Below are 6,719 nucleotides of genomic sequence, written 5' to 3' on the forward strand. Positions count from 1 at the left end.
GCCGACCACCCACCCCGCCCCCGGCGGGGCCCAGGGGCGGCTGGCTGCGGCCACTGCTGATCGTCCTGTTCGTGGGGCTCGTCGGCCACCTCACCGGTTGGGGCGTGGTGGCGATGATCCTGGCGATCGTCGTGTCGATCTTCCTGCATGAGCTGGGTCACTTCCTGGTAGCGAAGCGCTCGGGGATGAAGGTCACCGAGTTCTTCATCGGTTTCGGGCCCAAGATCTGGTCGTTCCGCCGGGGTGAGACCGAGTACGGCGTGAAGGTGCTGCCCGCGGGCGCGTACGTGCGCATCATCGGCATGAGCAATCTGGAACAGGTCGACGAGGCCGACGAGCGCCGCACCTACCGGGCGATGTCCTACCCCCGCCGGTTGGCGACGGTGCTGGCCGGCCCGTTCGCCAACTTCGCCATCGCCCTGGTGCTCATCTTCGTGGTGTTTGCCGGGTTCGGGGAGCGCAACACGGGGGCGTGGGTGGTCGACGGGGTGCTGGACGGGTCGGCGGCCGCGGCCGGCGGGATTCGGCCCGGCGACCGGGTGGTGTCGATCAACGGGTCGCCGGTCGGCGACTGGGACAGCCTCGGCCCCGCACTCGCAACCACCCTGGGGCAGCCCACCGAGGTGGTGGTCGATCGGGGCGGCGAGCAGATCACGCTCGAGGTGGTGCCGGGATGGCGGATGAACGAGGTCGGCGCCGCCGCGCTCCCGCCGTTGCGCGACGGCGATCGCATCGCCTCCGTCGACGGGGAACGGGTCGCCTCCTACCAGGCGTTCGTGGAGCGGCTCGGGTCGGCCCGCGGCACGGTGCGCATCGAGTTCGAGCGAGGGCCCGGCGCCTACTGGACCGAGGTGCAGGCGCCGGTGGCCCTGCCACCCGACGGGGCGGCTGGCTTCCTGGGGATCGTGAGGGGGCCGGCGCCGGCCGAGCGGGTGAGCCTGGTGGAGGCCGCGGGCCGCACCGTGCCCGAGTTCGGCTCCATCGTCGTACAGTCCGTGAAGGGGGTGGGGAAGGTCTTCTCCCCCGAGGGCTTGCGCCGTTACGCCGAGCTGGTGACCACCTCTGGCAACGGTGACGCGTCCCGATGGGCCGGTGAGCCGGCGGTGCACTCGCTCGACCCTTCCGGTCCGCAATACGTGCCTGAGGCGCAGCTCGAGCTTCAGGAGAGCCGGCCGATCTCGATCATCGGCATCACCCGACTGGGTGCCCAGGCCGCCCAGTCGGGCATGGTCAGCTTCCTGTGGACCCTGATCATCGTGAACATCTTCCTCGGCATGTTCAACCTGCTCCCGCTTCCGCCGCTCGACGGTGGCCATGCCATGGTGGCCACCTACGAGGCCGTCCGGGGACGGTTGAGCGGTCGCCGGTACCGGGTCGACATGAGCAAGCTCATGCCGGTGACCTACACCGTGATCATCCTGCTCGTGGGGCTCGGGCTCACGTCGATGTACCTCGACGTGGTGAACCCCGTGCCCAACCCCTTCGGACCCTGACCCACCGATGCAGCACCAGACCCGGTACCAGCGGCGCCCCACCCGCCAGATCCACGTCGGCGACGTGGCTATCGGCGGGGACGCGCCCGTCTCGGTCCAGTCCATGACCACCACGAAGACCGCGGACGTCGACGGCACCCTGGCCCAGATCTACGCGCTCGCCGCCGCGGGCTGCGACATCGTGCGCTGCACGTGCAACGAGATCGAAGCGGCGGAGGGCCTGGCCCGGATCATCCCCCGCTCGCCGGTGCCGATCATCGCCGACATCCACCACCAGTACCGCATGGCCCTCGCCGCCCTGGAGGCCGGTGTGCACGGGCTGCGGCTCAACCCGGGCAACATCCGCCGCCCCGAGCACATCAAGGCCGTGGCCCGGGAGGCCAAGGACCGCGGGGTGCCCATCCGCATCGGGGTCAACGGCGGCTCGCTCGACCCGGCGCTCTACGAGGCACACGGTGGGGTCACCCCGGAGGCGATGGTGGCCTCGGCGCTGCAGGAGCTGGCCTACTTCGCCGAGGTGGGCTTCGACGACGTCAAGATCTCCGTGAAGGCTTCGAACGTGCCGCTGATGATCGATGCGTACCGGTTGCTGTCCGAGACCGTCGACCATCCGCTGCACCTCGGCGTCACGGAGGCCGGCCCACCGCCGGGGGGGCTCATCAAGGCCACCGCGGGCATCGCCACCCTGCTGGCTGAGGGCATTGGCGACACGATCCGGTACTCGCTGACCGCGGACCCCGTCGAGGAGGCCCGAGCCGGTCGCCAGCTCCTCGAGGCGATGGGCCTTCGTGAGCGCCGAGGCCTGGACCTCATCGCCTGTCCGTCCTGCGGGCGGGCCGAGGTCGACGTCATCCAGGTGGCCAACGATGCCCAGCGGGCCTTCGAAGCGCTCGACCTGCCTATCCAGGTGGCGGTGATGGGGTGCGTGGTGAACGGTCCCGGTGAGGCCCGGGAGGCTGACCTGGGGATCGCGGCCGGTCGCCGGCGTGGTCACCTGTTCGTGAAGGGCAAGGTGGTGAAGGTGGTGCCTGAGGACGAGATGGTCGACGCGCTCGTCGAGTGGGCGAAGCTCATCGCCGACGGTGGTGTGGAGGAGGCTATGCGCCACGCCGATGCGGGCGCGGCGGCTGAAGCGGAGGCCGATCGGCGGGCGTTGCTCGACGTCCAGGGGGCCGACGCGAACCGCAGCGAGCAGCGAGTCGAGGTCATCCGCAACCTCTGACCCGCCGCTCACCCGCCACTCACCCGTGGCTCACCCGCCAGCGGAGGGCGCCGGTACCGGCCGGTAGGCTCGCCCTCCATGGCTGGATCCAAGGACAGAGCGCCCGTTCTCACCCCGCAGGCCGAGGACTTCCCGCGCTGGTACCAGGACCTGATCAACAAGGCGGAGCTCGCCGACAACGGCCCGGTTCGGGGGACGATGGTGATCCGCCCCTACGGTTACGCGCTCTGGGAGCGGATGCAGGCCGAGCTCGACGCCCGCATCAAGGCCGCGGGGGCCGAGAACGCCTACTTCCCGCTGTTCATCCCGGAGAGCTACCTGCGCCGGGAGGCCGAGCACGTGGAGGGGTTCAGCCCCGAGCTGGCAGTGGTCACCGTGGCGGGCGGCAAGGAGCTCGAGGAGCCGGTGGTGGTGCGGCCCACGAGCGAGACCGTGATCGGTGAGTTCATGGCCAAGTGGGTGCAGAGCTATCGGGACCTGCCACTGCTGCTCAACCAGTGGGCGAACGTGGTGCGCTGGGAGCTGAGGCCTCGGGTGTTCCTCCGGACCAGCGAGTTTCTCTGGCAGGAAGGTCACACCGCTCACGTTTCCGAAGCCGATGCCCGGGACTACGCGGTGCGCATTCTCCACGAGGTCTACGAGGACTTCATGGTCAACGTGCTCGCCATCCCGGTGGTGGTCGGGCGCAAGACCCGCAAGGAGCGCTTCGCTGGCGCCACCAACACCATGACCTGCGAGGCGATGACCGGCGACGGGAAGGCCCTCCAGATGGGTACCAGCCACGAGCTGGGCCAGAACTTCGCCCGGGCGTTCGAGATCACCTACCTCGATGAGCACGGCACCCAGCAGCTCGCCTGGACCACCTCATGGGGGGTGTCCACCCGGATGGTGGGTGGTCTGATCATGTGCCACGGCGACGATCGGGGCCTGCGCGTCCCCCCCCGCCTGGCTCCCATCCAGGCCGTCGTGCTGGCCGTCCGGGACGAAGGTGGGGTGGTGGCGGAGGCCCGCCGGCTGGCCGAGATGCTGGGCGGGGCCGGGGTGCGGGCCCGCCTCGACGACCGGGTGGCGCTCTCCCTCGGGCGCCGGGCCACCGACTGGGAGCTGAAGGGCGTGCCGGTGCGGCTCGAGCTCGGGCCCCGGGATCTCGCCGCCGGCGAGGTCACCCTGGTCGACCGGTTGGCGGGCACCAAGTCGGCCGTGCCCCTCGAGGGGGTCGATAAGGCGGTCAGCGATCTGCTCGAGGCACAGCAGTCCGCTCTGCTGCGGTCCGCCACCGAGAGGCGCGAAGCGCGCACCCGGGACGTTTCCGACCTGGGCGAGGCGGTGGAGGCCGCGACCACCGGATGGGCCCGGGTTTCCTGGTCCCGGCTGGGGGAGGAGGGTGAAGCCGAGCTGGCCGAGCGGGGGGTGACGGTCCGGTGCCTGCTGCGGCCCGACGGGTCGGTCCCGGAGAGCCAGGACGAGGAGGGGCTCGTCGCCGTGGTCGCCCGGGCGTACTGACCTATACTTCTCTTGCCAATCCGTTCGATCCGAGCGAAGGCGTGGGCTGGGGCCCACGCCTTTCGTGTCATAGACCAGCTACGTCCCGATCCGAGCTTGTCCGACCAGGGCGGCCGACGCCGAAGGAGGTGACCATGAGCGTGAGTGAACGAGTGCGGGCCGTCGTGGAGCCCGTCGTGTCGGCCCAGGGGCTCGAGCTGTTCGACCTCGAGCACGCCGGCGGGGTCCTCCGGGTCACCGTCGATCGGCCGGGTGGGGTCGACCTCGACACGGTGACCGCGACCACCCGAGCGGTGTCGAGGGCGCTCGACGATCTCGATCCCATCGCCGGCCGGTACACCCTCGAGGTCACCAGTCCCGGGCTCGAGCGGCCGCTACGCACCCCTGCGCACTTCCGCTGGGCGGTGGGCCAGCGGGTTTCGCTCAAGACCGGGCCCGGCTTCGACGGGCCCCGGCGCCTCACGGGCGAGCTCGCCGCGGCCACTGACGAGGACATCACCGTGGTGCTCGATGAGCCGGCCGGTGCCCGCCGGACGCTCGCGCTGGCCGACATCGAGCGGGCGCGCACGGTCTTCGAATGGGGCCCGGGGCCGAAGCCCGGCTCCCCGAGCCGTGGATCGAAGCACCCGAAGCCGTCGAAGTCACCGAAGACAGGAGAGGTCAACGCCCCATGAGCAACCCCGATCTGATGGATGCGCTGCAGGCCCTGGCCGCCGACAAGGGCATCTCGGTCGACACGCTCTTCGGCGCGCTGGCCGACGCCCTCGAGTCGGCCTACAAGCGCCTGCCCGGGGCCCACGAGTACGCGTGGGTCACCATCGACCCGGAGACCGTCGAGTTCCGGGTCATGGCTCAGGAGCTCGACGAGAACGGCGAACCCATTGGCGAGGAGTTCGACGTCACCCCCGCCGACTTCGGCCGCATCGCCGCGCAGACCGCCAAGCAGGTGATGAGCCAACGCATCCGCGAGGTCGAGCGGGAGATGAAGTACGAGGAGTACGCCGGGCGCGAGGGCGACATCGTCACCGGCATCATCCAGCAGACCGACTCCCGCTACACCTTGCTCGACCTGGGGCGGGTGGAGGCCCTGCTCCCGCAGGCCGAGCAGGTCCCGTACGAGAAGCCCGAGCCCGGGGCGCGGGTGAAGGCCTACATCGTCGAGGTCCGCAAGACCGCCAAGGGCCCGCAGATCGTGGTGAGCCGCACCCACCCGGGGCTCATCAAGCGGCTGTTCGAGCTGGAGGTGCCCGAGATCGCCGACGGCGTGGTGGAGATCAAGGCCTGCGCCCGTGAGCCCGGCGCCCGCACGAAGATCGCGGTCTGGTCCAACGATCCCAACGTCGACCCGGTCGGGGCCTGCGTGGGCGCCCGGGGGGCCCGGGTCCGGATGGTGGTCAACGAGCTGCGGGGGGAGAAGATCGACATCGTCCCGTTCTCCGAGGATGCTCCCGACTTCGTGGCCAAGGCGCTCTCGCCGGCCAAGGTCAAAGAGGTCCGCATCGATGAGGAGACCGGCACCGCGGAGGTGATCGTCCCCGACTACCAGCTCTCGCTGGCCATCGGCAAGGAGGGCCAGAATGCTCGCCTGGCGGCCCGCCTGACGGGGTGGCGAGTCGACATCAAGAGCGAGTCCCAGCTCGCCGAGGAGCAGGCCTACGCCAACCAGGAGTGGGCTGAGGGCGAGTGGGTGGTCGATCCGGAGACGGGCGAGCAGGTGTGGCAGCCGGCCGAGGGTGGGGAGGCGATCTCGGCCGAGCAGTGGTCGCAGGCTGCTGAGTCGCTGGCGGAGCGCGAGGTGGAGGACGGTCCCGACGCCGTGGTCGAAGCCCTCGAGGCGGATGCGCAGCAGCGTGCCGCAGTCGCGGAGGGGGTCGACGATGAGGGCGGTGACGGTGAGGGCAGCGACGGGGAGCCGGAGGAAGCTGCCGAGACCGCCGCTAGCGTCGAGGATGCCGTCTCGACGGGCTCCGAGCCGTCGAGCGAGACCTGAACCGCTTTTCGTGCGGTCGAGGTGACCGCGCGAGGATAGAGAACCACTCCTGCTCGCCGCTGGAGCGGTTCACGCCGACGAACAGAGGCTGCCATTGCCATCGAACATCCGCGTCTACGAGCTTGCGAGGGAACTCGGGCTGACCAACAAGGAGTGCCTCGATCTCTGCGAATCGCTGGGGATCGGGGTGAAGAGCCATTCCTCCAGCGTGGTCGAGGCCCAAGCCGACCGCGTCCGTCGCAAGGCCGAGCGCGAGGGGTTGATCCGTGATCAGCAGCCCGAGGAGCCGGCGAAGGCCAAGAAGGCGAAGAAGGCGGCGGCCAAGCCGGCCGCGGCCGGGGCTTCCACCGAAGCCGAGATGGCTGCGGGCGCCGACGCGGTCGGGCCGAGCGAGCCCGCCGCCCCCCCGGCGGCCGAGTCGACCCCCGCTGCCCAGCCGCCGGCCGCGGCGTCGAGCGAGCCCGCCGTGGCCGCGCCCGAGCCCGAGGTGCGCCCGGCAGCGGCAGCATCG

Annotated in this window: 6 protein-coding genes; all 6 read left to right on the forward strand. The window is 70.7% G+C overall.

Going from position 1 to position 6,719, the window contains the following annotated elements; translation table 11 throughout:
• Positions 1 to 1,493: M50 family metallopeptidase (locus V7004_RS14670; protein ID WP_334144922.1), on the forward strand; the 1,493-nt coding region annotated here is incomplete at its 5' end.
• A gap of 7 nt (positions 1,494 to 1,500) precedes the next feature.
• On the forward strand, positions 1,501 to 2,715 hold the full coding sequence (gene ispG / locus V7004_RS14675) for a flavodoxin-dependent (E)-4-hydroxy-3-methylbut-2-enyl-diphosphate synthase (protein WP_334144924.1): 1,215 nt from the start codon (positions 1,501 to 1,503) through the stop codon (positions 2,713 to 2,715).
• A 78-nt stretch (positions 2,716 to 2,793) separates the two neighbouring features.
• Positions 2,794 to 4,218: a proline--tRNA ligase gene (proS, locus tag V7004_RS14680; RefSeq protein ID WP_334144925.1), complete on the forward strand. Its 1,425-nt coding sequence runs from the start codon at positions 2,794 to 2,796 to the stop codon at positions 4,216 to 4,218.
• Between the two features lie 134 nt (positions 4,219 to 4,352).
• A complete protein-coding gene (rimP, locus tag V7004_RS14685; RefSeq protein ID WP_334144927.1) occupies positions 4,353 to 4,892 on the forward strand; it encodes a ribosome maturation factor RimP in 540 nt (179 codons plus the stop codon).
• Positions 4,889 to 6,208 (forward strand): transcription termination factor NusA, encoded by a 1,320-nt coding sequence (gene nusA / locus V7004_RS14690; protein WP_334144929.1) that lies wholly within the window; start codon positions 4,889 to 4,891, stop codon positions 6,206 to 6,208. The genes rimP and nusA overlap by 4 nt, the downstream gene beginning before the upstream one ends.
• A gap of 94 nt (positions 6,209 to 6,302) precedes the next feature.
• Positions 6,303 to 6,719: translation initiation factor IF-2 N-terminal domain-containing protein (locus V7004_RS14695; RefSeq protein WP_334144930.1), on the forward strand; the 417-nt coding region annotated here is incomplete at its 3' end.

The sequence above is a fragment of the Rhabdothermincola sp. genome, from assembly GCF_036846205.1.
Classification (GTDB): Bacteria; Actinomycetota; Acidimicrobiia; order Acidimicrobiales; family Acidimicrobilacustridaceae; genus Rhabdothermincola.

Bases quoted from the DNA above. Each gene is read 5' to 3' on its own strand.
- ispG (WP_334144924.1), top strand. From the start codon at position 1,501: ATGCAGCACCAGACCCGGTACCAGCGGCGCCCCACCCGCCAGATCCAC.
- proS (WP_334144925.1), top strand. From the start codon at position 2,794: ATGGCTGGATCCAAGGACAGAGCGCCCGTTCTCACCCCGCAGGCCGAG.
- rimP (WP_334144927.1), top strand. From the start codon at position 4,353: ATGAGCGTGAGTGAACGAGTGCGGGCCGTCGTGGAGCCCGTCGTGTCG.
- nusA (WP_334144929.1), top strand. From the start codon at position 4,889: ATGAGCAACCCCGATCTGATGGATGCGCTGCAGGCCCTGGCCGCCGAC.